General features: G+C 44.6%; 25 protein-coding genes and 3 pseudogenes. 7 read left to right on the top strand and 21 right to left on the bottom strand.

Annotated elements, in window-relative coordinates; translation table 11 throughout:
• Positions 1-61 precede the first annotated feature (61 nt).
• The 3 genes from repA (C7M51_RS21885) to repA (C7M51_RS21875) all read left to right on the top strand — a co-directional run bounded on the left by repA (C7M51_RS21885) (position 62) and on the right by repA (C7M51_RS21875) (position 1,622).
• Positions 62-310 carry a replication regulatory protein RepA gene (gene repA / locus C7M51_RS21885; RefSeq protein WP_160623763.1) on the top strand — a complete coding sequence of 83 codons (249 nt, stop codon included), beginning with the start codon at positions 62-64 and terminating at the stop codon, positions 308-310.
• A gap of 228 nt (positions 311-538) precedes the next feature.
• The gene (gene tap / locus C7M51_RS21880) at positions 539-616 is read left to right on the top strand and encodes a RepA leader peptide Tap (protein WP_160623820.1); all 78 of its coding nucleotides are present in this window, start codon (positions 539-541) and stop codon (positions 614-616) included.
• Complete coding sequence (gene repA / locus C7M51_RS21875) at positions 609-1,622, top strand: plasmid replication initiator RepA (RefSeq protein ID WP_160623762.1); 1,014 nt, start codon at positions 609-611, stop codon at positions 1,620-1,622. Before tap ends, repA (C7M51_RS21875) begins: the two co-directional genes overlap by 8 nt.
• Before the next feature lie 881 nt (positions 1,623-2,503).
• Here the strand turns inward: repA (C7M51_RS21875) and C7M51_RS21870 are convergent.
• The gene (locus tag C7M51_RS21870) at positions 2,504-3,022 is read right to left on the bottom strand and encodes a hypothetical protein (RefSeq protein ID WP_160623761.1); all 519 of its coding nucleotides are present in this window, start codon (positions 3,020-3,022) and stop codon (positions 2,504-2,506) included.
• 189 nt (positions 3,023-3,211) lie between these two features.
• On the opposite strand from C7M51_RS21870, the pseudogene C7M51_RS21865 reads away from it, so the two are divergent.
• Both C7M51_RS21865 and C7M51_RS21860 read left to right on the top strand, forming a co-directional pair.
• Positions 3,212-3,373: pseudogene (locus C7M51_RS21865) on the top strand (transposase); the annotation flags it as partial.
• 191 nt (positions 3,374-3,564) lie between these two features.
• Positions 3,565-4,173, top strand: coding sequence for a 4'-phosphopantetheinyl transferase superfamily protein (locus tag C7M51_RS21860; RefSeq protein ID WP_160623760.1), 609 nt, complete (start codon positions 3,565-3,567; stop codon positions 4,171-4,173).
• Here the strand turns inward: C7M51_RS21860 and C7M51_RS21855 are convergent.
• Genes C7M51_RS21855 through C7M51_RS21800 form a run of 12 tightly spaced genes read right to left on the bottom strand, consistent with a single transcriptional unit; the run spans position 4,151 to position 13,010 of the window.
• On the bottom strand, positions 4,151-4,591 hold the full coding sequence (locus C7M51_RS21855; RefSeq protein ID WP_160623759.1) for an SRPBCC family protein: 441 nt from the start codon (positions 4,589-4,591) through the stop codon (positions 4,151-4,153). The two genes, C7M51_RS21860 and C7M51_RS21855, sit on opposite strands and share 23 nt — an antisense overlap.
• A gap of 22 nt (positions 4,592-4,613) precedes the next feature.
• Positions 4,614-5,762: an MFS transporter gene (locus C7M51_RS21850; protein ID WP_160623758.1), complete on the bottom strand. Its 1,149-nt coding sequence runs from the start codon at positions 5,760-5,762 to the stop codon at positions 4,614-4,616.
• A 9-nt stretch (positions 5,763-5,771) separates the two neighbouring features.
• Complete coding sequence (locus C7M51_RS22350) at positions 5,772-6,149, bottom strand: hypothetical protein (protein WP_208852155.1); 378 nt, start codon at positions 6,147-6,149, stop codon at positions 5,772-5,774.
• A complete protein-coding gene (locus C7M51_RS21840) occupies positions 6,149-6,562 on the bottom strand; it encodes an EVE domain-containing protein (RefSeq protein ID WP_160623757.1) in 414 nt (137 codons plus the stop codon). Before C7M51_RS21840 ends, C7M51_RS22350 begins: the two co-directional genes overlap by 1 nt.
• On the bottom strand, positions 6,562-7,020 hold the full coding sequence (locus C7M51_RS21835) for an SRPBCC family protein (RefSeq protein WP_160623756.1): 459 nt from the start codon (positions 7,018-7,020) through the stop codon (positions 6,562-6,564). Before C7M51_RS21835 ends, C7M51_RS21840 begins: the two co-directional genes overlap by 1 nt.
• Positions 7,004-7,654 (bottom strand): hypothetical protein, encoded by a 651-nt coding sequence (locus tag C7M51_RS21830; RefSeq protein WP_160623755.1) that lies wholly within the window; start codon positions 7,652-7,654, stop codon positions 7,004-7,006. The genes C7M51_RS21835 and C7M51_RS21830 overlap by 17 nt, the downstream gene beginning before the upstream one ends.
• A complete protein-coding gene (locus C7M51_RS21825; RefSeq protein ID WP_160623754.1) occupies positions 7,647-8,795 on the bottom strand; it encodes a beta-ketoacyl synthase N-terminal-like domain-containing protein in 1,149 nt (382 codons plus the stop codon). Before C7M51_RS21825 ends, C7M51_RS21830 begins: the two co-directional genes overlap by 8 nt.
• On the bottom strand, positions 8,792-9,529 hold the full coding sequence (locus C7M51_RS21820) for a cyclase family protein (protein ID WP_160623753.1): 738 nt from the start codon (positions 9,527-9,529) through the stop codon (positions 8,792-8,794). Before C7M51_RS21820 ends, C7M51_RS21825 begins: the two co-directional genes overlap by 4 nt.
• Positions 9,522-10,451, bottom strand: coding sequence for a hypothetical protein (locus C7M51_RS21815; RefSeq protein ID WP_160623752.1), 930 nt, complete (start codon positions 10,449-10,451; stop codon positions 9,522-9,524). Before C7M51_RS21815 ends, C7M51_RS21820 begins: the two co-directional genes overlap by 8 nt.
• Positions 10,448-10,876 carry a hypothetical protein gene (locus C7M51_RS21810; RefSeq protein ID WP_160623751.1) on the bottom strand — a complete coding sequence of 143 codons (429 nt, stop codon included), beginning with the start codon at positions 10,874-10,876 and terminating at the stop codon, positions 10,448-10,450. Before C7M51_RS21810 ends, C7M51_RS21815 begins: the two co-directional genes overlap by 4 nt.
• Positions 10,869-11,594 (bottom strand): SRPBCC family protein, encoded by a 726-nt coding sequence (locus C7M51_RS21805; RefSeq protein WP_160623750.1) that lies wholly within the window; start codon positions 11,592-11,594, stop codon positions 10,869-10,871. The genes C7M51_RS21810 and C7M51_RS21805 overlap by 8 nt, the downstream gene beginning before the upstream one ends.
• 15 nt (positions 11,595-11,609) lie before the next feature.
• A complete protein-coding gene (locus C7M51_RS21800) occupies positions 11,610-13,010 on the bottom strand; it encodes a coproporphyrinogen-III oxidase family protein (protein WP_160623749.1) in 1,401 nt (466 codons plus the stop codon).
• A 1,048-nt stretch (positions 13,011-14,058) separates the two neighbouring features.
• Between C7M51_RS21800 and C7M51_RS21795 the strand changes: the two genes are divergently transcribed.
• Positions 14,059-14,385, top strand: coding sequence for an HTH domain-containing protein (locus C7M51_RS21795; protein ID WP_280116116.1), 327 nt, complete (start codon positions 14,059-14,061; stop codon positions 14,383-14,385).
• A gap of 55 nt (positions 14,386-14,440) precedes the next feature.
• Entirely contained in the window at positions 14,441-14,764 is a 324-nt protein-coding gene (locus C7M51_RS22840; RefSeq protein WP_160623819.1) for a WYL domain-containing protein, read from the top strand.
• Here the strand turns inward: C7M51_RS22840 and C7M51_RS21785 are convergent.
• The 8 genes and pseudogenes from C7M51_RS21785 to C7M51_RS21750 all read right to left on the bottom strand — a co-directional run.
• Positions 14,707-15,314: pseudogene (locus tag C7M51_RS21785) on the bottom strand (Tn3 family transposase); the annotation flags it as partial. The gene C7M51_RS22840 and the pseudogene C7M51_RS21785 sit on opposite strands and share 58 nt — an antisense overlap.
• A 96-nt stretch (positions 15,315-15,410) precedes the next feature.
• The gene (locus C7M51_RS21780; RefSeq protein ID WP_160623747.1) at positions 15,411-15,944 is read right to left on the bottom strand and encodes a hypothetical protein; all 534 of its coding nucleotides are present in this window, start codon (positions 15,942-15,944) and stop codon (positions 15,411-15,413) included.
• Positions 15,945-16,773: 829 nt separating this feature from the next.
• Positions 16,774-17,715: an Rpn family recombination-promoting nuclease/putative transposase gene (locus tag C7M51_RS21775; protein ID WP_160623746.1), complete on the bottom strand. Its 942-nt coding sequence runs from the start codon at positions 17,713-17,715 to the stop codon at positions 16,774-16,776.
• A 172-nt stretch (positions 17,716-17,887) separates the two neighbouring features.
• The gene (locus tag C7M51_RS21770) at positions 17,888-18,193 is read right to left on the bottom strand and encodes a hypothetical protein (RefSeq protein WP_160623745.1); all 306 of its coding nucleotides are present in this window, start codon (positions 18,191-18,193) and stop codon (positions 17,888-17,890) included.
• Between the two features lie 60 nt (positions 18,194-18,253).
• Positions 18,254-18,535 (bottom strand): annotated as a pseudogene (locus tag C7M51_RS21765) (Rpn family recombination-promoting nuclease/putative transposase); the annotation flags it as partial.
• A 65-nt stretch (positions 18,536-18,600) separates the two neighbouring features.
• Positions 18,601-18,864, bottom strand: a complete 264-nt coding sequence (locus tag C7M51_RS21760; RefSeq protein ID WP_160623744.1) for a DUF1003 domain-containing protein — start codon at positions 18,862-18,864, stop codon at positions 18,601-18,603.
• A 95-nt stretch (positions 18,865-18,959) separates the two neighbouring features.
• The gene (locus C7M51_RS21755) at positions 18,960-20,288 is read right to left on the bottom strand and encodes a DUF1173 family protein (protein WP_160623743.1); all 1,329 of its coding nucleotides are present in this window, start codon (positions 20,286-20,288) and stop codon (positions 18,960-18,962) included.
• A 170-nt stretch (positions 20,289-20,458) separates the two neighbouring features.
• On the bottom strand, positions 20,459-20,857 hold the full coding sequence (locus C7M51_RS21750; protein ID WP_160623742.1) for a DNA-binding protein: 399 nt from the start codon (positions 20,855-20,857) through the stop codon (positions 20,459-20,461).
• Positions 20,858-22,491: the final 1,634 nt, after the last annotated feature.

Raw genomic sequence — 22,491 nt, 5'->3', positions numbered from 1 at the left:
ATTTCTGGAATCTGTAGTATTCTCTGCGAATGATCCACGTTTGATCCTTGAGGAGGCAGAGATGTCACAGCCCGGAGATACGGTATCTTCCTCATCGAAACCTAAACGGTCTTACCGTAAAGGCGCTCCTTTGAGCGTCAGTGAACGTAAGATGCGCTCAGTATCGCGTAAACGAGAAACTCACAAACCTGTCAATGTGTTTATCCGCAATGCTCAGAAAGACAAACTGGATGCATTGTGTAAAACACAGGGGCTGACCCAGGCAGAAGCGATCGAATACCTGATTAATCAGGTATGCGGCAGTGAGTAGTCACAATTCGTTGCTAATGACCGGTTTAAGTGATAGTTTAATGAGCAATTGAAGCATTTGGCTGGCCACGCCGTAAGGTGGCAGGGAGCTGGTTCAGGCAAAGATTCGCCCGGAACCAGAAAAGCAAAAACCCCGAAAATCTTCACCTAGTTTGGCGACGAGTCGAAGATTAACGGGGCCCAACTAATCTGTACAGAAGCTGTTGCTCTGTACGGGGAGTATAGTTTTATGCTCAGAAAACTGCAATACCCGTTTCTGTGCTATTTGCTCCTTCTGTGCAACATAAGCGCAGGAAGTTGTGGCTAACGGAACGCAGCACTGGAGTCAGCTTAGTCAGGACGATCAGATTCATTTCTGGCAAGACGTTGATGATGGACACGTTAATTCTTTTCTGGTAGCCCCGGAAAAGAAACGTACACGTCGTCGTCGCGGCGAGCATTCCACCAAACCTAAATGCGAAAATCCTTTCTGGTTCCGCCCTGCGCACTACAAGGCGCTTGGCGGCCAACTTGGTTATGCCTATAACCGTCTGGTAAAAAAAGATCCTGCAACAGGACAGTGCAGTTTACGTATGCATATGTCCCTGCATCCATTTTATGTCCGCGAGCGACTTCGGGCAGGGCGAAAGTACGCATTTCGTCCTGAGAAAAAACGTTTGCTGGATGCCCTGTGGCCAGTGCTTGTTAGTTTTTGCGATGCCGGCAAGCATACCGTAGGTATGTGTATTTCCAGGCTGGCCAGAGAACTCAGCCCAAAGGACACAAAAGGGAATGTCATACCTGAAACGGAAGTTACGGTTTCTCGTCTTTCCAGCCTTATCGCTGAGCAGGTGCGCTTCGGCACGCTTGGAGTGTCAGAAGAAACCGCCTGGGACCGTGAATCGCGTAAGAGGCTGCCTAAATATGTCTGGATAACTACGACTGGCTGGCAGATGCTGGGTGTGGATCTCACGAAACTGCAGGCACAACAGAAGAAGCGGCTGCATGAAAGCGAAGAGCGCCGTCGCCTCATTGAGGAAGGTATTTTAGATGAGGATGAGGAGATTTCTGTACATGCGGCCAGACGGCGTTGGTATCTTCAGCGCAGGCATGAAGCGTTGATATATCGCCGTGAGAAAGGGGCTGCCCGTAAACGTGCCAACCGGCTGGCCAGACTGCCTCTGGATAGCCAGATTCATGAAATGTCACGGCATATCCTTAAAACGCTGCCGCCAGATGAAGCCTACTGGTGCACCCCTGAACGTCTGAAACAACTGGCTGTTCAGCATCTTTACCAGCTCGAATTGTCACTGGCCATACCGCCACCCCATTAACCTGGATTCTTTTATACAAATTTTAGCGCCAGCCCCTCCGGGGCTTTTGGTGCTGGCAAGATCCGTCCTTTTTTCACCTGACTAAAGCCTTCCCAACAGAATCTTCAGATTTCCGTCTATTTTTACCGTCGAGTATCGCGCTTCCGGATGAATCGTTCCGTTTATCCACAGAATTCCGCAAACATATAAATTGAGTTTTACGCAAACGGATAACGACGAATCCGGAATATCATCTAAAACCCCTTATAAATCCCCTGCAACGCAAGCGTGCAGGGAAATTCTTTGTCTGTTGTAACTCTGTGGAAAAATAAAAAGGACCGGCTTTGCAGCGGACTAGCGTCCTCGCCAGCCTGGAAACAGCAAAAGTACCTCCCACCGCAAGCGGCGGGCATAACACGATTAGTTACAACACTCAAGAATTGCATCCCGTACTGAAACCAGAAACCTCAGCACCGGCGACAACATTCGGAAGACGATCGGGGAAACCTCACCACCTGAGCAACATCGACCCACTAAAGAGCCGCCCCCGCCCGGGCCAGAGGCCCGGAACAGGAGTGGCTTTAATGAATGATGTAACTAAAGCTCTAACTCTCAGTTGCCCTGGACGGGCAGCTGAGAGCAAGACCCCGGAAATCACGCCCTTAACGCCGCTCTGCGTCGTTAAGCCCGCTCACCGGGGCTTTGGCTTTAGAGACACTAATTTATCGCTGTAAGTCCGCTGGGCTTAGCAGGAAGGAGGGGGATTGAAGATCCTGTACGATCGGAACCGGCTGCGCCGGGCTACCGGTGCCATTCTGTTTTCGAGCTGCCCTCAACATCCACTGGCACCTTCATGCCGCGAAACGCGGCATTTATCCTTACATGGAAGTGAACACCTGAAGTTAATTACTGGTAACGTCAGTAATTACTACACCGTTACCATCAGAGCCACCACCTATTGTTACTTCGTATGTATGCCCGGTTTCAGGCGTCACGCTTCCTGAAAATGTCCGGTCAAAATTGTGATAAATTCCCTGTTCTCTGTGCACCCATTTTATGCTATATGTGTCGCCAGCTTTGACTCTGTATTCCATATAACTTTTATTGGACAGATTTGAGGAAACGGGGGCACTACCTTCCACTTTTTTCCCATAACTGGACTTTATCCCCATAATCGCAAACCGGGCGTTAACACTGAATTCTTTATCAGGGTCGGCAGCTCCAGACCACCTGACACTAAAGGGTACCGGCTGAAGCACCTGACCTGAAGCTTGTCGAAGTTTCGTATAAACGGGGCTGTTATTAAACCGCAGATAAGCTGCATTTTCTCCTGTGTAGTCTGGTAAAACCGGCTGAAAAGACGCTGCACAACCAGCCAGAGAAAGAGATAAGAGAACGGTGGAAAGTGAAGATAATTTCATATAATACATCCATGATTAATGAATTTTAATGTCAGAACCTGGCCCGATATGCAGATAAATAATCTGCACGAGCACCACTAAAACTTATATTTATCAGTAGTTATAATTATTATTTGCATAATACAAAAATAATTTATTTCATCAAATAGTTAATTTGTGAAACTCACTATTTTTCGGAATGTATCAACCTCAGCTTTAAGGTTGTTCAGTAAGTTTTCATATCTGCGTAAGTATAAGTTGTGGGGAAACCACTTCTGGGCCAAAGGTTACTGCGTGGACACCGTAGGTGTGAATGCGGAAATGATCCGTAAGGATGTAAAACATCAGGAAAAGCACGAATATGATGAAAAGAAATTATCGAAAAAATGGAGAATCGTATGTCCCCTGCCCCATTTTTATGCTGTCTTAACCGCCAATGGAAATATTCTGATATGTCAGATAGTCCTTGGTTAACCAGGAGCGGATACCTCAGTCTGAGTCACGGAATAATTTTATGGCGTGCTCATTATGACCCTTTGGGGCAGGTGGAGGAGACCGCTGTTATGACCGAAGCCCTTTTACAGGCCGGACTTATTGATTCCACTCCGAGGAGAAGAAGAGAATTTATCTGTGGCCGCCAACTGCTTATGTACGCCCTGAAGCTGACACATCCGCCTGGCAGGCTTCCCTCTGGCGCACCTGATATTTCTGCCGGGTACGGAGCTTCTCTGTCACATTCAGGAGACAGCATAGTAATGATCAGTGGCCCTGACGATTTTCTGTACGGTGTTGATATTGAACCTCTGCTGAATTTCAGATCATTCCCTGCTGTTGTAAACCGAATGGCTACACAAGCCGAAGCTACTTGGTTTTACGGACTAGCAGAAGAAGAAAAATCACGGGCAGCCACATTGCTTTTCTCTGCGAAGGAAACACTGTTAAAAATGGTGAGCGGTTTGAACCCTAGCAGGATCAGTTTCCGCGCTCTTCGGTCTGTCAGGTTACCTGAAAAAGGACAGTGGCGGTTTTCTGTACCCTATAGCATTCATAAACGCTGTGAAGTGGTTGTCTATTACAAATTTTCGAAAGATGATGTAATAACATGGACATTTCTTCACAGGGAAGGGAGGCTTCCCTGTGAAAGGAATTTTACTTTTTACGTAATGCGGTAGCGCATTTTGTGAGAGCAGTCATAGCATCACGTAAATGAAGACGTATTTTCGACCCAATCACCCGTCCAAATAGCGGGGCCAGAACACCAGTCATTGTTACGGTGTGCCTGATTTTTGCATGGTGACCGGTTTCAGTAGCTGGCAAATATTCATGCTCGAAAACCACCCGGGTAAGCGGCAACTTGGCTGAATCAGAGAAAAACCGGTTAACAACTACCTTATCCAGTGTGAAAGCCACTTCCGGCCCACTGATTGGCTTCATTCTTCCCGTTGTGCCCTTTTCAAATTCGCCGTTGAGCCTGACCCATTCTAGTTCTTTATCCCAGCGAGGCCAGTTGGTTGTATCTTTCCATTGTATCCAGATTTCAGAAGCAGTAGCTTCTGTGCTGACTTCTTCACTGTGTTTCCATACAAACATAATTAATTTCCTAATACGTATCTTATTTAACCGAAAGATGAGTCTTTCCTGACAAGCAAAATGGAAGTGCAAACAGTACAATAATGGCTGCCGTCACCGGAAGATATTTTAAGCCACCGAACGAAATCTGACAGGAACCAATAAAAGAGCTGAAAGATATCCCGAGATTAAAGGCGGATACATTCAGTGCAGCGGAAACACGAGCAGGAAGTATGCCAGATGAGACCACTACCCAACTTTGAACAATAGGAGCTGTGGCAAACGCACCCATACTCCAGATGAACAATCCTGCTGCAGGGTATAAATACACGCCTAACAGACCGACAACTTGAAGCAGCAAGGTAACGCAAAGTGTCAACCTGATCCCTAACCTGTCAGGTAGTATTCCACCAAATATGTTTCCGGCAAGAGAACCTACTCCAGCCAGTCCCATCATAAGGGCCACCTGTTTTGTATCCAGTCCGGCACTAAATGTCAGCCAAGGAGCTACATATGCAAAGAATACAAACCCTCCACCAAAAGCCAAGATCGTAAAACATAAGGGTTGGATTAACGCCAGGGTAAAAGTAGGTTTCAGTCGGACTTCGTTGCTAGTTGTCACGGTAATACCAAAAGAAACAGGCAAGACCTTCAACAGCAGCAGTGCACTGACACCTGATATGGCTGAAATACAGACAAATGGCCATTGCCAGCCATACTGCTCTGCGGCTAACATACCCAGTGGCACACCTCCCACCACAGCCAGCGTCAGTCCGGAGAACATGAGAGCTATTGCAAGAGGGACTCTCCGGGCGCTGATGACAGATGCGAGGCTTGCGCTGGCCACACTAAAATATGCACCATGAATGATGCCAGACAGAAATCGGAGCGCGAGTAACGCCCAAGAATGACTGGCTATCACAAACAGCGCATTTAATAGTGCGAAGGTAGCTATCATAATAATACACAGTAACCGACCGGACTGTCTGCGTGTTAACAATATAAGCACGGGGGCACCGATAGTAATACCCAGCGCATAAATGCTGATCAGCAATCCAGCTTCCCCGATAGGAACAGACAAAGCACTGGCAGCGGAATCAAGCAGTCCAATAATGATAAATTCCGATAAACCAGCGGCGAATGCTGTCAATGCCAAGACGGGAACAACCGTGCTAAATATGATTTTAGACACGCAAGAACCTCACCTAAGAAACGTGGTAAAAATGAAATCGGACAGTCGTTCCCGGAGCGTGGTGGCCAGCGCCGCTTTATATACGCGGCGATAACAGACACATAAACCACTGTCGGTTTCATATTCCCATATACCCGACTGGATCAACTCTCCGGCACTATCACGTGCACCGATGAAAACACGATCCCCTCGACGTCGACGGGTGATAATCAGTGAATCGAGTCCGTCCAGGCCTTTTAGTGTCAGCTCGACTTTATGAGGAGATAGCTGATACCAAGCAATGGTTCCGGACCAGGCATTTACTAAGCTGGCCCATTCCAGTTTGTCAAAAAATGTGTTTTTTGATATCTGATCGAAAACCACGATTACAGGATAATATTGGGCCATTACCCCCCCTTCATCGCAGTGCGAATCAATTCCGCATCACTGGGGCCTATTTCAAAAAAACCCCGTCTGGCTAGCATCCCCCATCCAGAATGTGAAGTGAACTGTAACCCAGCAACGTCTTTGAGTACCACAGCACGGAGGTTTTCTGTAAAAGTTACATCTTTACGGAAAGGCATGAAACCCGGAAACTGTTCAACCTGGTAAACAACGTCGTCTCTGAAGACACAATGATATTCCACAGTTTTTAACATCTCTCCTTTGCCCATTTCAGTGCGGGGGCAGTATATAAATACTTCATCCCCCGCATGAGTCTGGCGCAAAGGGGCTGCTTTTCCATGGCATACTTGGAGAAATCCGGAGCTGGCTGCGATAGACGCATGCTCACGTGAAATAACAGCAACCCAATGTTTCATTACAGTGAATCTTCCTTCTGCTGCACAAAATCTGCCAGTTTTTCAACGCTGTCCACCACATCAGCTTGTAACTTTTCAAGTAATGGATGAGGGAGTGTACTTGGAGAGTTTGCTGTGGCCAAAATAGAGTGGGTCAGTTTTACCAACTCCTCATTTTTATCCGGGGACAGCGTATGACCAAATGACAGTGAGCCAAATGAAGTCTGGGCTGTCGTGGTAAAATGAAAGCCTGCGATCAATGCAGTAACACACACCGGCACAGGCCCTTGTCCAGTAACAATTTCAAAACGTTTCCCCAGAGTAAGTCCGTTATCTTGGGCACGAGTACCTTTTAGTGAAGCATCCCACTTATGCCAGTCTTCAAGAGCTTCCCAAACATCCCAAATCCGGGACGCATAAAGGGCTGGTATGGTAACACTGGATTCAAAAACAAAAGTCATATCAGATATTGAAGACATGTTGGTAAAGTTCCTTATGTAAAGTGAGTGTTTCTATAACTGTGCTCTCGTTGTCCTGTGAGAGCACAATACTGAGGGCCCCGAATGCCACCGTTGAATTGACAGAAAGTTGACTACTGCCGATTTTTTGCGGCAGACATTCGAAGGTTCCGACAATGACACAGCCCATGCGCATACCATTACGATCCCGCTGGAAAATGCTGTCGATCGCTGCAGCCTGAATACCAGTATCTGTTGTGGCCAGTGTCAGGGCTTCAGCTGTATTACCGTGTTCTATGGTCAGGTAACCCTGCAGAGTGGCAGGAAACCACGCCGTTGCTACGTAACAGTTTATCGCTTCAAGTATTGCTGACTGACTACCGCACATCATTTCAGCAACATAATCCCAGTTAGCAAAACGATTCAGAATAAGTAGTGGGGTTTGCGTGGGATCACCTCCAAACTCTTTCAGCCGTTTATTCAAAGAAAAATGCTGCCACATTGCACCAGCCATTCTGTTATTCACTGGCAATTTTGGACGTTCCCGACGAGGGGTAAGTGCCTCAAACTCTCTGACAGTGAGCGTTTTTTTATCCTGATCACAAATAAACTCAGCAGCGCTGGGCTTAAGAAAACAACGATAAGTTTCAGCCATTGACTAACTCCAGTATCAGTGCTGCATGAATACCTGAAAAACCACTTGCCGTTTTAAGGACAGCGTTGAAATCAGAATTTATAGGAGCATGTCGAGCCGTGATCTGCGGATAAGCGTTTACCGGCAGTCCATAGGGAGTGGGAGGTAAAATACCGGTCATCATCATTTTCCACGTCAATGCTACTTCAATCATATTTGCCCCTCCCAAAGCATGTCCGTGATTACCTTTGAATGCAGTTACCGGAGGAATATCATGACCAATAACATCCAGCAGAGCCTGATATTCAGCCAGATCGTTCTGCTGAGTACCCGACGCATGAAGGTTGATATGAGTGATGGCTTCTGCACTTATGTCTGCATCTGTTAATGCTTTTTCGATACTCTGACGTATGGCACGGCCATCTGTTTCGATATCAGTCATATGAAAAGCGCTGGAAACACAGCCGTAACCGGTAACGGCCACTCCATCGCCTTCAGGACGATTGGTTGTGATAAGTACGGCTCCGCCGCCATCCGCAAACAAAAAACCATCGCGATCAGTACAGAATGGCCTGGAAGGATTGGCAGATAGAGAATCAGAATAACTTCGGGTAGCATTGATTTTGTTAAATGATTCAATTGCCAGAGGAGTTAGTCCAAAATCCAGCGACATAACCAACCCACGGGTTACGTTCAGCTGGTGCATAAGTGCACGGGCTAACCCCATAGCTTGTAAGCCAGCACAGCATCCGGTGGGTATGGTAACAAAACGCGTATGCTCTCCCCATGCAGCGGTCTTTCTAAATACATTTTCAGTTGCAGCGAAATCAAGCAACTCTGAAGAAATAGTATTACAGCTGTAAACTTGATGTTCTGCTTCGGCTAGGTTCCCTACCGCACTTGCAAAAAAAATCACATCGACTGACGTTGTCAACTTAAGCTCGCTAACAAGACTGATTATCTTCTGGCTGAAAAGCGAACCATAATCGGAAAGATTTTCTCTCGTTCCTGGTTCACATTCCGCAACTAGATAGGACTGACCATTAGCCAAAGAGATAGTCGAGTGAACGGTGTTTCCGTCAATGATATTTTGCCAAATGTCGTCAAGAGATGAACCCAACGGACTAACAGCTGACGCTCGTTCAATATAAACAGGTTTCATTCAATTATCCTTGCTACTGCTCGCGTCCAAGCAGCACCACAATGAAGTTTCACTGGCAGCGCGATGAAATCAACCAACCTTGCACACTCGAAATGTTCAAGATTTGCCAGACGTTCTATCTGGTAATAAGGGCGAGTTCTACCAAGTACATGAGCAGGCCAGAGAACTGATGGGTTTTTCGTTTTCATATAGGCCTCTGACATCACGGAAAAAGGAGGATCAACGCTGAAACCGTCTGTGCCTATCAATGTGTATTCACGATCAAGTGCGGCGTTGATATAGTCGACCGGAATTCCCTTAAAGTCCGTAAAATAGCTAGTTTGGCCATAACGGCTGTATGCCCCGGTAATGAAAAATACTGCATGGGCCCGATCTGCATATTCGTCAAGTCGGGCGATGTAACTATCCCAATCCAGACTGATTTCGTATCCGGAACGGGCACTATCGGTAAATATCACGGCCCTGCCAATAAACTGATTAACGTCTGCAGCGGCGATGTCCTGTCCGTCCGGCGAATAATGAAGAGGCGCATCAATATGTGTTCCTTGGTGTGTCGACAAAGTGACAGTTTCATTTGATATGCCATATCCGTCTGGCCAGTCAGCTGGATGGATATCAAATCCTTTGCACAGATGCGAGATACCTTCCTTATGGCTCAGTGTATCAATTCTTATTGGCACCGGCTCACCATTTCCCGGGTAAAGGGTGCTGGAAATACATATGTACTTATTCATAAAATAGTTCCATAGGCAGGTGTGGATCACTCACATTGTGGAACTGGCGAGAAATGTTTAACTTCGCTGCCGTCATGTTTCCTGCCAGTATGCCTACTTGTTTTAACGCCGCCAGTGTGCCGTACTCAGTTAATGGACAGGGGGAACGTTGAGCGTCGCCAAGGGAAATAACATGGGGCTGATTGCACCTGAAAGTGTTTATATGTGGCGTGACGAAACCACGATAAAGGATGCTGCCTTCATCCACAGGTAAATCCTTCGTGTCAAAAAAGGCCAATAGCTCATCTTCGCTGACCGGATCTGACGGATGAGAGGAACAACCAAACGACACGTTGCTCTGAGATACCGGAATACGGAAATAGGTCCTGCCTCGTCCGCTCTGGACTGTGTCAGTCCAGAATCGCATCACGGTATCTGAGACTTCTCCAACAGAGCGGGTAATCAGGTAACGACAGGCTGTTATAGCCTCTGACGTTTTATTGATCCCGTAGGCTGCATCGTGAGTGACTGCGCGAGTTCCCCTGCAATCATAAATGCGGGCATAACCGGACAAGTCTGCAATTGATACAACCTCTTTTGTCTCATTACTAATTTTCTTACCTGTATGCATAAATAAGTAATCGGCGAGACGAAACTTATCGTAGACAAAAAAATTCTTGTTAGACGACAGAGGTATTTCACGCACTCTACCGTTATACTCCCAGATAATTGTTTTTTGTAGCGGCTTACAGAAATTGATCATCTCCTCCTCATTAAGCTTATTAAGCACAGTAAAAAAAACACGGCGAGGAATAATCTCCGGGATCTGTCCTACTGAAGATGAGGCCGGGCGATAGAGCGTTACAGGAGCAGCACCGACAAGGAAATAAGTAGAAAGCGCGGCGGTTACTCCACCTCCCACTATCGCAATGGAATTTTTCATAACATATTTCCAGTCAGAGAGGTTATATTTTCACGTAGAATCAAAAACATTTTTTTGGCTAGGGATGGCGAATAGGCGCTCTCTTCTAGTATTATTTTTCTTCGGGAAAATAGCTGGCTGGGGATAACATCATCAACCCACCAGTCGGCTTCCAGGGACAGGATGCCAGGCGGGGGAACAAGATGTTTTACCGTAATGACGGAATCCGAAAACCAACGTTCAATTTCAACAGTATCAGGTTGGTCATAGCCAGCCTCAAAAAGCATAAAAAAATGCTGGTACGTAGCCGTGGAGGATACAAGCCGGATATCTCTAACCCTACTGAGTGAATTTTTCCAGTTATCTAGATCCCAGATTAGAGCCAATGGATCACACCCTTCAGGGACTTCGGCGCGTGTCAGCAGGGTGAGGCTGAGTTTATTCACTCGTATCACCACTGCTGTGTCGTGCCCAAGTACTGAGAGCCACATTCATATGTTTACGGATCATGGCCAGCGGTCCTTCCGGGTCCACACCTTTATTAAGGGAAAATCCGTGGTAACTAACCAAGCGGGTCTGATTATCATTGCCAGAAATAAATCGCCACCCACCTTTATGACAACGAAAACCTTCTGGCGGTAAAGGTTGAGCAAAGTCAATGATACCGGCTTGAGAATTAAGGTAACGCATGGATTTCACGTGATATTCTTTTCCAGAACCGAATTCATCAATATACATGGAAAAAGTCTGTAAGCGGCCGTCATCATACTCTGAGTCAATTTTAATAACATGGTTAATAATTCCAGGCCAATTTCTATAATCTTTAATATAAGAATAAACAGTTTCCACATCCTTATTTAAAAGGACACTTCCTTGCATTATATAGGGTACGTCGTTAAACAACCAGTCGTCACGATTTACAGCTAGAAATCGGATTAGATCATCAACCGTAATAACCTCTTCTTCTTGAAGTGGCGAGTGGTTTATTGCTAGTGATGATACAAGATCCAGAAGCGTCATTAATTCCTGACTATCCAGATCATATTTTTTTCTGAGACTATCACTAGGGTTGATATTATCAGTAACAGATTGAATGAGGCCGAGTTCAAAAAACAGGTTGGTAATGTCTTTTTTTGCCAAATTTAAATCGAAATTCCTTTCCATATTTATCCATTTTAATTAAATTTTAGCCAGCCAGAAACTTTTACTTGATGAACCTAAATCAATCATATGATTATTCATGGCCCATGAACTCTGCTGTTGTTCAAGAGCAGTAGAATTCTCCCACATGCTGTCATCAAAAAACTCAAGCATTATATTCTGGAGCCATTGTTTCCCTTTTTCGGTTACCACCAGATAGGGGCCTTCATCATAAACCATACCATCCTGAATTAACCCGTTAAGAATATGACCAAAGTCAACGACAGGCTCAGCCCCCCATAAAGATTTATAATGCTCTTTATCTATTCTGTAATAAAGTAAGTTAAATATGATGTAACGCTGTCTGCTTATTATCGGCGACAACGGGGAACTGGCAGTAGTAAACGTATTTTCACCCGACATAACGTCTCTGATATAGCGTTCGACATCTTTTGAGGTACCAGTTCGTCGTTGGTTGATGAAACTATAGGCTCCGGGACCCACCCCAAGAGCATCCACACATTCCTTCATCGTCCAGTGATTGTACCGCGACTCAAAGCCAGGTAATGAAAAATGCTCATACATATAGTTTTGCATTCCAGCATCAGCTGCAAACTGGCGGATCATGAGCTGCATTTCTTTTACCATCATACTTTCAGCATCAGCGACCGGCACCACTTTACCTGATTTTATCAGTGCGTCCTGTCGTGTTCCCGGCGTTATACGATAAAGGTATGTTGTAAGGTGCTGAATACCAAGCTCATGAAGTACCTTAAAATCTTTTTCCCATTGTGAGACCGTGTGCTCAGGCATATTGTACATCATGTCGAGTGAAATATGGTTCACCCCTGTATCCTGAAGCATTTTAATCGTACTGATGGTTTGACGGGCTTTATGTGGTGCGCCCACCACTTTCAGTACTTCAGGCTGAAATGACTGCGCTCCCAAGGAAACCCGGTTTATTAATGAACTGGCAATAAATTTTGATTTTTCTATATCAAAATCTTTAGCATTACCTTCAAGCGTTATTTCACAATCTTCAGAGAGGTTAAATCCTTGCTCTAAGGTTGTAAGTATTTTGTCAAGGTGTTTAATTTCCAGTAATGAACCGGTTCCACCCCCTATATATACACCACGTAGCTTTGCTGTACTCCAACGCTTGGTTGACGCATGATTACGCAAATCGGTAATCAACGCATCCACATATCTATCCAGCGTTTCATGTGTTTTGTAACTGTTCATCGGAAGCAGTTCCATAAAATACGGGCATGCTTTACAACACACACGACAATATGGAATAGATATATACATGACAAAATCTGTGCCACTGGAATTCAGCGCTAAAGAGTCGACAAGATTATTTTTCATTTCTTGCCCAAACACATCATACATATCCGGAGGGTACAGAATAAAAGGCATATAGCAACGGTTTTTATACATCAGGTATCCTTGTAGGTAAATATCAATCCATTTTTACTCACGAGTGTTATGAATAAATGTTTTATTTGGATTGCACAATTTCCTTAATCTATTTATTCGATCTAAATCACATTTTTGCAGAGTGAAAATTAGGAGTTATTAGGGGGGGATTGGAATTATAATGGCGTTTATTTCTTTCTTTTTAACCCATCATAAAGAACTAACATGACAACATTAACTTTGACTTTTGGTAATCGTTTGATATTAATTGATTTTTAATAGGAGTCAATAAGGTGTTTTTGGGTGGTTCATCAATATAACTAATCGAATAGCATTTGATTAGTGGCCTGATAAAAAATGCAGAAAATTAATCAATAGAATTGGCTGCGGAATTCTTTATGATTATACCTAACTATCGAACACACAAGGAGAGCAGGGAACGGTGGTCATCGTGTTACGTTGATGATGTTCAGTAGGCGGCAGTATTCGCCGATTCTCGACCCTCATCATATAAGCAAACTTGGTTTCCATCAGCGACAACCATTCCGCTAATGTAACTTGTGGTACTGCTCAGCAGAGAGGATTACCGGTTGACCGTTACCGTCTAATCCCTGAACAGCACCAGCTTCCATATACCCTTCATATCCTGCCAAATCCGGGAGATAGGATGAGAAATAAACAGTAACTACAGGAAGAACATAAACGGAACAAAAACTTGGCCCTATGGAAACGAGACACTTACTGATTGACAGCCACCACAATGATATTTATAGATCGCCGAGCAACGGCGACTTGAAGTTTCTACAGCATGGCAGACTCTGACAGCTACAGTCCCAACTAGATATGCCGTATCCAAGATATGCCGTATCCAAGCCCTCTATAGGTATAGGAGATTGGGAACCTGTATAATGTCATTTATAAACAATAGCTTGGTACCATGACTATACTGCGAAAATACATAATATCAGCGCTGTTGCCGGAGAATTAAAAAATGCCAATAAATAATGAGATAATACTTGAGAATAAAATTATATGACAAGAACCCAGCGTCTTTTGAACTGATAAGAAACTGCGTTCTCGTCGCTATTCAGTGACTGCTATGTTTCTGTCACAGGAACTCAATGTGAGTGTCCGCAGTAATTATCGTGATATCGCTATACTGGGGCAACAAGGAGCTGAAATTGAAGAATGTGCTGGTATTGGGTATATCCTTAAGTCAGACTTCAATCTTTCGCCCCTGTTTTTTGAAAAAAATGAAGTTGAGGCTCTAGTTCTAGGTTTTAAATTGGGTTATACAAAACACAGATATGGAATTAAACATTGCAGCAAAAAGCATGATGAAAAAATCCATTTCATTTTACTAAGACACCTTGCAGATGAAATAGATAATAAATAACTAACTAACTAATTCATCTGGAAGTGATCATGTAAAAAGCAATTATCTCAGTGACATACGAAAAGGAATAGCTTGTCGAAATGGAGTAAGAATCATTTATACTGATAAAAATAATTCGATAACGTTAAGAGATATCTGGCCTATTGCTTTGTTTTTTGATTCATCACGGATGTTGGCAGGGTGGTGTGAATTGCGTCAGTCATTTCATGATTTTCGTCTGGATAGAATTAAAGAGCTCATTGTCTCTGATAGGTTAGGGGTCAGTTTGGATATCGAAAATTATTGTACGTTAAGGTTGTTTTTTGACCTTTCTACTTTAGCTGGCCTCAGCCGACGAAACTTACCGGAAGCCGGTATCCGGTTGCTTTTCCAGTTATAATCGTCTGTCAGGTTGATGTGTTCCCAGCCTAGCGGAGACAAATGCGACAACAATTGTTCGTTGATCTTCACCCCTTTACGCTTCAGGGCATCGACTGCTCTTTCCATATAGACGGTATTCCACAGGGATATGGCGGCTGTCAGGAGCGTCAGTCCACTGACGCGATAGCTCTGATTTTCCGATTTACGATCCCTTATTTCACTCAGGCGATGCAGGAATACCGCATGCGCCAGCGCGTTACGGGCTTCTCCCTTATTCAGACTCGCCTGTACCCGCCGACGCAGTGCAGGATCGCGAAACCAGTCGAGCATAAACAGGGTTCGCTCAATGCGGCCAATTTCTCTCAGTGCTTTGGCAAGTCCGTTTTGCTTGGGGTAGCTGGCTAACTTTTCAGCATCAGAGATGCTGTCACGGTTCCCTGCTTTATCAAGGTCGCCAGACGCAGCACTTCACGCCAGTGAATTTCGATCTCTTTCAGATTCAGGCTGGTCGTTGATATCAGTGACTGAAGCGCCGGGTACTGGTCCGCTTTCCCTTTGATAAACAGCTTTTATGGTGGAGAATACAGAAGGCTCAGCTTAGGAGTAAGTCAGTGTGCTGCACGCTATCTGTGCTGAGCCGGGGCTTAAGCCCCGACCCATATTCATCAACTGGCGTTTGTATCTGGGCCAGCTGCATCGTTTGCCGCGCGCTTGATAAGCTCAAGGACACCATCCTCACCGTATTCTTTCACTAAGCGCCTCATCTCTTTCTGCGCTTGGCTTTCCTTTTTACGGCAAGCACTATCATGACGTTCTTTGAACACTGCTTCCGGCTCTGCTTTCAACCTTTCTTGATCTTCTGGTGTAATGAAGAACAGAGATTGCTTTGTTCTATTACCTACATCTGACTCAGTTTCAACACGGCGGCTCGAAATTGGAAATGAGTATTCCTTTTCCAAAGCATGTATTACAGCAGAAGCTCGCTTCACGCCGTAATCCGCTGGGATTGTATAGCCAGAGGTTGTAATGGATTTGCTGTCCAGCAATGCAGCAAGCACACATGCTTGTGTACGGTTGAGCCTTTGGACTGCTTCTAAAGCGGATGGATGACCTTCGAAGAAGGAAGCTAACTTGATGCGGGCTTGCTCGGGTGCGTAATCGTCAGTTACTTTACGCTGATTAAAATGTTCTGTTGTCATAAGGAGTTACTCCAATCTTGACGGATTAACCCAGAACAGAGGTGCGATCAACGTCAGCTATAACGCAAAATTTTCTGGAAATCCGCGCCGAATAGCCGTAATCTTTCGCCACGGCTTAACCAGATCCGCAAAATTTGGTTGAGCCGCTTCAGTCTCTAAAACTGGAGAAGGAGCAGCTATCGGGCGGGCCTGAGAAACCTATTTGCCTGATAGCTGCTTTTTTGTTTCTGCGATCCATGATCATCAGAAAATCAATTCTATCACGTCCCGCTGCGTTGCATAGCCCTATATTTGTACAATCTGGTAAAAAATCGATTTTAAGAGCCTCTGTGGCCACGCTGTGCGTTTATCTTATAAAAGATAGTTTATAGGCAGCTTAACGCCTGCAACTCAATACAACTCGATACAACGCGATCTATACGCATTCATTATTCCTGACTGAATCCATCTTATCTCTCTGCCGAGGGATCGGATTCGTTTGGCTTTTTGGAGGCAACCTGAAAAAGAAAAATCGAAGAGCTACTGACAAAATACGGCATAAGTAGCACGCCAAACCGTATCTGGATTATTGCTCAACTAATGCAGACGCCAGATCTACAGACCGATTCAGTAACCAAACTGCCCCCTGCATCACGACAGGAAACAGGCAAAAAAACGCCTGGCGGTCGTTTATTCAACCTGGTTATGAGCTTCATTGAACGTAACCATTTTCATATCTGTGTGATTCCTGGAAACTGTTTAATCGCTGTAGCTGGCAGGCCGCGGTTGAGAATAGTGCTTCCCTGCCCCATCGGTTACACGGATGATCAGACAGGGGGGCAAATAATAATTAGTGGCGAATCTGCGCCAGGTCCTCTTCAGACAGACCAGTCATTTTCATGACGGTATTACGGTCAATGCCGTTCTGCAGCATAGTGCGGGCAACTTCCAGCTTGCCTTCCAGTTTGCCTTCCAGTTTGCCTTCTTTGCGCCCTTCCTGCCTGCCTAGCTGGATACCCTTCTGGATGCCCTTCTGTTCAAGCTGTTGTGCGATGGTCATGAGTGCGTCTCCGTGTTGCGGCACACGCTGTGCCAGTTCGCGTACAAAGGCTTCGGCGTCGGATGTTTCGCCTGCCTGCATTATATAGTGTACCAGTGATATTACCTGCGATGAAGACAGAGATCCGGTCAGTAAAATGGGCACAAGCCGGTCAATTAGTTCTGTCAGGTCCCGCTGATAAATATGTTTCTGAAGCAGTGTCAGCGCCGCCATACTGCGATGGCCAGCTATTTCATCATCCGGAATGACTGTAACGTCAACCAGCGGGAAAGCGCTGCTGTAGAGTTTGCCTGCCAGCGCCGGATCGTCAAACTCATCCAGCCAGCGGGTAGAGTACGGATACGGGCTGCGCTTACCTGTATAGAACAATACCGGTATCACCAGTGGCAGTGTTTTATGCCCTGCCTCCAGGTGGCGCTGCATGGCGGCCACCGCATAGCGTATCAGGCGGAAAGCCATATGTTTGTCCGGCGTTGACTGGTGCTCGATCAGCACATAAATATAACCGTCACCGGCTGTGGTTTTCAGACTGTAGAGGACGTCGCTGAAATACTGGCGGAGATCATCCTCAACGAACGATCCTGATTCCAGTTTCAGCGTGCTGAGATCGCAAACTTCACGCAACTCTGCGGGCAGGTGTATTTCCATGAAGTCCCGTGCAATATCCGGTTGCGTCAGGAACTGCCTGAACGTGGCATCATGTGGAGTGGGTGTGCTGTTTTTCTTCTTCATCAGCCTTGACTCTGAAAAATGCCCCAGAGAGGTTTGGTCCCCTTCCTGAATCTTCTTTACTCATCATCGGTTACTGCCTTAACAACTTTCTTCCCTCTCTCAGATATTCTAAAGCCTCTTCTCTCCTTCCTTCTGCGGCAGCTGTATATAATGCGGTTTCGTGCGCACGAAATTAACTGTTCACAAATTCATCCAGTAAATTTTTTGGCGTCAAGGGATAAACTTGAAGAATGTAGCTGAAAGCCGCTTTAGCAGCACTGTCTACATCATTGTAAAAGGTTGGTTCTGTATCAAGATCTGAACCTGATTTAACGACTCCGGGAAATTGGCTGTATTCTTCGCCAAACTCTTGTTGAATGAACCATCGCCCATCACTACATTCCACTATCATTAGAGCTGATTCTGGATAATTATTTTCCGTATCCAAGAAATCAAAATGATGATGTTCGACAGTCATATACTTTTCATGAGTGTTCATTGAGGTGGTTCCTGTCGTTCATCTTGATTCTGCTTATCCACTTTCCGATTGTAATTATTATTAGTGGCGGATCTGCGCCAGGTCCTCTTCAGACAGACCGGTCATTTTAATGACGGTATTACGGTTAATGCCGTTCTGCAGCATAGTGCGGGCAACTTCCAGCTTGCCTTCCAGTTTGCCTTCTTTGCGCCCTTCCCGCCTGCCTAGCTGGATACCCTTCTGGATGCCCTTCTGTTCAAGCTGTTGTGCGATGGTCATGAGTGCGTCTCCGTGTTGCGGCACACGCTGTGCCAGTTCGCGTACAAAGGCTTCGGCATCGGATGTTTTGCCTGCCTGCATTAATCACCAGTGGCAGTGTTTTATACCCCGCCTCAAGGTGGCGCTGCATGATATGCCAGTTGGCCGCGTCACTTGTCGTACTTCCGGGCTAACGCTGTTTTGATTTCCTGCAGTTGTTCATTCAGTTTGTCGATTTTTGCATGAAGATGTTTTATCTCTTCAATAAAGTCACTCCCTGACTTTGTATCCGTTGGTTTTCTCCTGGGATTCTCTCCGGTTTTTTTTCTCAAACGATACAGGCGCGCCCGCTCTGCATCAGACATGCGGTTTTCACTTTTGGGCCTTCCACGTTTCCGTTTAGTCTCGTTTTCTGTCTGTTCTGTATGGGACATAGTACCTTCCTTTGATTGGCCCGAATTATAGGTGATGCATCACATATAATCACTGATATTACAGGAAGTAAGTTTTATCCGTACAGTTCAAAAGGTTATGCCTTCACGGTCTTTTCCGGGAAGGGGGGAATGTTATCAGCTGCATTTGGTTGACAGGCATTCCAGCACCACCAGTTACCTTCTCCATACTCTTTACGATAGTGAGCCAGTTTTATTTCCTTCCTGTTGAGATATTCATCTGTTTCCATCCCAAAAACTTCGAGAGGAACAGCTTCCCTGCCCGGAACGTCATTCAGTATGAAATCAGGGAAAACTTCAGACAAACCGTCATAGCGTAACGGTTTGATAAAAGAGCGCTTTTCCTTCCAGAGTTTCTCTTCTATCAGTTCTTCATACGAAGAGTCATACGGTATGAAACGAGGACTAACTGTCATTAATGCCACATCAATTACTTTACTGGACACATTAGGCACATTCTTCCCGTTAACTCTGCTGAACGTCCTTTCAGGTACATCTGATTCAGCAATCAGTATTACTTTCTTTCCCTTTCGCCAGGCTTTAAGTTCCCTGTGAAAGCTCGTCTTAAGCCTGTAGAGTACGTCAGACGTTAATAACAGGTTTGGAAAGCCACCAAAGTAGGCCAGCGGAAGTGTGGTGTTTAACCGCTCTTCTGCATTCTCAGAGTAAGTGGCCAGCGATGAAATGATTACAAGACGTTTTTTATTTTTGATCGCTTCATCAACAGTAGTGCGATTGGTAACTACCTTTTTGGAGCTCGTTGTAGTCATGGTAAGTAACACATCACTCAGCGCAGTACGTCCGGCAATGATTTCGCCAGCAGTAACATTCAGACGCCAGGCAACATATGAATAATCACGAGCCTTTTTACTTTCATAGTAAGGATGCCATGTATTCAGTTTTGACTGTTCCCAGAGGAAATGTAACAAACCTAAAAGACGCATTGAAGGATGACGCCTGGAAGGGCCTTTCTTACCTTTATCTGCCTGCTGGATTTGGTCCTTCTTTTGAACATCGCGTTGTTGCAGGCCAGTGTTTAGCTTAATTCTGAATTTGCCATCAGGCAGAACTTTAACAACGTCATCGCTGTAAATCTTACTGTGGTCTTCATCAGACCATACGGAATAGAACTTACAATCAGGTGCATGCTCATTACCCGTATACTGCCAGAGAGCCAGCCAGTAGTTGTCCGTCTTTTCGGAATAACAGGCTTTCAGACGACGTTGTGTCCTGGTTGCATCAAATTCCCGGCACAGGCAGGTTATTACTGTGGTAGCTTTGTTTTTTCGGGCATAACAGATATACGAACGCCATTTTTCAGGGTCTTTCGTTCGCAATTGAGGATCACAGTCCACTTCACCTTTCCGTCCAGTAAATCTGACAGAATATATCTTTTTACCTCCCATTCATTATCTCCTTATAGAACTATTGAAGAACTAAATCAGGAATATTACATGCTGATACCACGGAGATCGATAATCCGTTCATTGATAATGACTAACTGGCCAGAACATCGGATACAGTCTATTTAACTATCATCAGGTTTTATGAAGCAGTAAGCTTTTGTTAAAACGGTTCAGCTGTGGATATCATTCGATACTTTAAAATTTTCTGCCCATTTCATGTCAAGACGTCCTGAACTTACTATTTTGGTAGCTATAGCGTAAGGTGTACGGCCCAGCTTGCCCGCCAGCCATTCAATCTGATGGGTAATTTCATCATTCGGAATGCTCTCAGTTAAATCAAACAGAAACGACTCATCTTCTTCTGACCACCGCTTTCCGGCATTAGGATATAATGGATCAATTTTATTTTCCGTCTTAGTTTCACGCTCCTTAAGCATCCCTATTATCGCTACAGATTTTACGAGAATGGAGCGTTCAGTACGTTTAAGCTTATTATCATTGCAAATTAGCGAATTTAGCGTGTTCAGTATCTCATCGAACTGCTTTGAATTTAGAACCTTCTTGCTCATGCCTGAATCCTTATCTTTATAGATGTGTCTGACCACAATGATGTTTTAGATATTCTGCACGGGTTAGACCATAAAATGCTTTAATACAGATACTCTGCAAAGCTACCGCAAGCCACCAGGTTGATACTGGCCCGGCACGCTAACACTCAGCCAGCGCGGCAAGAGTGATTAAAATAATCTGCTGCAGAGGTGACGGATAATGTGGCGTCAGAGACGGCTATTCGTTTACTTTTTAAAGCGATACGATTTATTCACTCTGTAAAAATGATATCACACATCATTAAGCAGTTTATGAGAGTTCATTACTATGTTTTCAAAAAATGTTTTCTGGTTGGTTTATCGGTGTGCAGGACAAAATACAAGGAAGATTTGAGCAGCTAAACAATGGCTGACAATGCTGACTGTAAGGATCTTTGTAGAGTTAAAGATAAGATATGAGAAGGCTGTTATGGGTTTTCGTTTAATAAAACCTGTATCACCGGGCTGGCAATACAGGCAACCTAAAAAAACACCTTACATCAAAGCTAACTACAGTATTCCAGTACCAGAATAATAATAGCCACTATTGGATGAATTAGTTTAAACAAAAACAATAACTTATTAATCACGGTATTGTCTCACATAAAAAGCAATTTTTTTTGCGCGAGTGCTCCTGAGTTTCCCTTCGCGCCTGGTGAGACACTGACCTACAGACGTCACACCTGAATTGCCAGGACAGAGCGGCATACCAGACCCCTCTGGTATACCTGGGATAAGTGTTCAAAGCTAAATAAAATTCAGTCCGATACCATGCATTTACCTCCTTTTTATTTATTGTGACACAAATCATTCTTGATACCCGCCCGGGCGCACGCTATTCTTGATAGCACCTACAGACGTCACCCCTGATTCAGGTTGATGTCAGGACAGGCAAATACCCAAATTTGTACTATCCATAAACCCGCTTCGGCGGGTTTTTTTTTTGCTTATTGAAACTGTTCTGAGTAGTTCATTTAAATGGATTATGACATCTTTCCGTACTGACATATCACCCATTTTAGTATTATCTCAATTTCATAACAAGAGGAGCAAGTTCGTCATAATAACTTAAACAGATACATCTTGCCTAACTTCATGTATTGAACTGAGTTATTCCTCAAGACCCGAAGAAGAAAGACTGGAAAGACAAACAATAAGCGGTTAATAGTACAGTGATAATGACCTTATAACATTTCTGTTATTACGGTCTTATATGCTCCTTCGCGATCGGCATGTTGCCGGGTTTAAAAAATTTTTTTCTGACTCATGAGTGAGCAGTAAACCAGTGGCTTAATTAAAAAATGGAAAAAAATTTTTTTAAACTGAATGTGTGGTTCCTGAATGTTATTAATCTTAACACTTTTAACTTTTATTTAATAACCAAGTGGTTGTAAAATATAAGATGCTTTTTAAAAAAATTTACGGCAAACTATATTCGATATTAATGAGGAAACTGAAAATGTAAGCTATATATGGCCAGCTATGTTTTAAATGGAAAACTGATAAACATATTTGAACTTGCAAAGTTACACAGGGTAACTCCTTATTATATTTCTAAAACGCTACGGGCTAAAAATATTCAGGATGGTAATGATGTAACCGGAGTAACGTTCACA

This window comes from Mixta intestinalis (assembly GCF_009914055.1).
Lineage (GTDB): Bacteria > Pseudomonadota > Gammaproteobacteria > Enterobacterales > Enterobacteriaceae > Mixta > Mixta intestinalis.
This window is presented reverse-complemented; position numbering and strand designations above follow the sequence as displayed.

Bases quoted from the DNA above. Each gene is read 5' to 3' on its own strand.
- C7M51_RS21760 (WP_160623744.1), bottom strand. From the start codon at position 18,864: ATGTCCCATACAGAACAGACAGAAAACGAGACTAAACGGAAACGTGGA.
- C7M51_RS21805 (WP_160623750.1), bottom strand. From the start codon at position 11,594: ATGGAAAGGAATTTCGATTTAAATTTGGCAAAAAAAGACATTACCAAC.
- repA (WP_160623763.1), top strand. From the start codon at position 62: ATGTCACAGCCCGGAGATACGGTATCTTCCTCATCGAAACCTAAACGG.
- C7M51_RS21855 (WP_160623759.1), bottom strand. From the start codon at position 4,591: ATGTTTGTATGGAAACACAGTGAAGAAGTCAGCACAGAAGCTACTGCT.
- C7M51_RS21820 (WP_160623753.1), bottom strand. From the start codon at position 9,529: ATGAATAAGTACATATGTATTTCCAGCACCCTTTACCCGGGAAATGGT.
- C7M51_RS21815 (WP_160623752.1), bottom strand. From the start codon at position 10,451: ATGAAAAATTCCATTGCGATAGTGGGAGGTGGAGTAACCGCCGCGCTT.
- C7M51_RS21830 (WP_160623755.1), bottom strand. From the start codon at position 7,654: ATGGCTGAAACTTATCGTTGTTTTCTTAAGCCCAGCGCTGCTGAGTTT.
- C7M51_RS21750 (WP_160623742.1), bottom strand. From the start codon at position 20,857: ATGAGCAAGAAGGTTCTAAATTCAAAGCAGTTCGATGAGATACTGAAC.
- C7M51_RS21835 (WP_160623756.1), bottom strand. From the start codon at position 7,020: ATGTCTTCAATATCTGATATGACTTTTGTTTTTGAATCCAGTGTTACC.
- C7M51_RS21780 (WP_160623747.1), bottom strand. From the start codon at position 15,944: ATGACAACAGAACATTTTAATCAGCGTAAAGTAACTGACGATTACGCA.
- C7M51_RS21840 (WP_160623757.1), bottom strand. From the start codon at position 6,562: ATGAAACATTGGGTTGCTGTTATTTCACGTGAGCATGCGTCTATCGCA.
- C7M51_RS22350 (WP_208852155.1), bottom strand. From the start codon at position 6,149: ATGGCCCAATATTATCCTGTAATCGTGGTTTTCGATCAGATATCAAAA.
- C7M51_RS21755 (WP_160623743.1), bottom strand. From the start codon at position 20,288: ATGGGAGGTAAAAAGATATATTCTGTCAGATTTACTGGACGGAAAGGT.
- C7M51_RS21825 (WP_160623754.1), bottom strand. From the start codon at position 8,795: ATGAAACCTGTTTATATTGAACGAGCGTCAGCTGTTAGTCCGTTGGGT.
- C7M51_RS21770 (WP_160623745.1), bottom strand. From the start codon at position 18,193: ATGAACACTCATGAAAAGTATATGACTGTCGAACATCATCATTTTGAT.
- C7M51_RS21860 (WP_160623760.1), top strand. From the start codon at position 3,565: ATGACCGAAGCCCTTTTACAGGCCGGACTTATTGATTCCACTCCGAGG.
- C7M51_RS21775 (WP_160623746.1), bottom strand. From the start codon at position 17,715: ATGAAGAAGAAAAACAGCACACCCACTCCACATGATGCCACGTTCAGG.
- tap (WP_160623820.1), top strand. From the start codon at position 539: ATGCTCAGAAAACTGCAATACCCGTTTCTGTGCTATTTGCTCCTTCTG.
- C7M51_RS21870 (WP_160623761.1), bottom strand. From the start codon at position 3,022: ATGAAATTATCTTCACTTTCCACCGTTCTCTTATCTCTTTCTCTGGCT.
- C7M51_RS21800 (WP_160623749.1), bottom strand. From the start codon at position 13,010: ATGTATAAAAACCGTTGCTATATGCCTTTTATTCTGTACCCTCCGGAT.